A 1,284-nucleotide genomic window follows, 5' to 3' on the forward strand; every position below is an offset into this window, starting at 1 on the left:
CCACGCTTATCAGACCCTGCCCCAGGCGCAGGCAAAACGGATAACCACGAAACACACTAATCACACGAAACCAGCAGGAATTCGCGAAAATTAGCGTAATTCGCGTAAACGCCGCTTTGCTCCATTACGTTGCTCAATCCGCTGCTCTCTCCGCGTCCTCCTCCGCAAACGGAACGTCGATCAATCGCCCCACGAATTGGAGCCGCGCTACATCTGGTCCAGTGGACTTGGCATCCCGCAACCTCCATGTTGCAGCACGTGCGTATAAATCATGGTTGTGCTGACGTCCTCATGTCCCAGCAATTGCTGGATCGTTCTGATGTCGGCTCCCCGTTGCAATGCGTGGGTCGCAAAGCTGTGCCTGAACGTATGGCTGCTCACACGCTTGGTGATGCCCACGCGCCTGACAGCCGCCTTGATTGCGCGATGTATTGTGGCTTCATCAATGTGATGCCGTCGCGACTTGCCGCTGCGCGGATCCACAGAAATGGATTTGGCCGGAAACACATATTGCCAGCCCCATGAATACGCTGCGTTCGGATACTTTCTTTCCAAGGCGCCCGGAAGATACACGGCGCCCAGTCCGTGCTTCAAATCCTCTTCGTGGATTGCCTTGACCCATTGCAGGTGCTCCTGCAATGGCGGAATGACTCCCTTGGCCAGCACCGTGAACCGATCCTTCGCGCCTTTGCCGTCTCGAACCGTGACTTGCTTCATCGCATAATCAATGTCCTTTACCCGCAAGCGCAACGCTTCCATCTGGCGCAATCCGCTGCCGTAAATCATTTTGACCACCAATTGCGGTGTTCCTGTCAGAACCGGGATAACCGCCCGCACCTCATCCACCGTCAGAACGACAGGCATCCGAACTGGTTTGTCAGCGCGCAATGCATTGATGCCCTTCACCTCAACGTGGAGAACTTCTCGGTACAGGAAGAGCAGAGCGTTGAACGCTTGATTCTGCGTCGAGGCTGAGACATTCCCATCAACCGCAAGGTTGCTCAGGAATAGCTCGATCTTCGCCTCTGAAGTGGAGAGAAGCTCGTCGCGGCTTCGCATTTTATGGAAGCGGACGTAGCGGCGAATCCAATCGCAGTATGATCGCTCCGTTGAGAGGGAATAGTGAAGCAGGCGCAGGACTTCCCGAACCTGGTCGAGCAATTTGAGCTTGGGATTGGGAATGATCCCAGCTGAAGCTTTAACGTTTTCGGACCCTGAACTCCCTTGACCCTTGAACCCCTTTTTCATAATGTTGCCCCCGTGAAAAGGACCACCGCCCACGCA

The 1,284-nt window shown here is 55.0% G+C and carries 1 protein-coding gene; it reads right to left on the reverse strand.

Annotated features, from left to right (window positions below):
• Positions 1-207: 207 nt before the first annotated feature.
• Positions 208-1,281, reverse strand: coding sequence for an integron integrase (locus VEH04_00780; GenBank protein ID HYG21285.1), 1,074 nt, complete (start codon positions 1,279-1,281; stop codon positions 208-210).
• Between the last annotated feature and the right edge of the window lie 3 nt (positions 1,282-1,284).

This window comes from Verrucomicrobiia bacterium (assembly GCA_035629175.1).
Taxonomy (GTDB): domain Bacteria; phylum Verrucomicrobiota; class Verrucomicrobiia; order Limisphaerales; family DASXHY01; genus DASXHY01.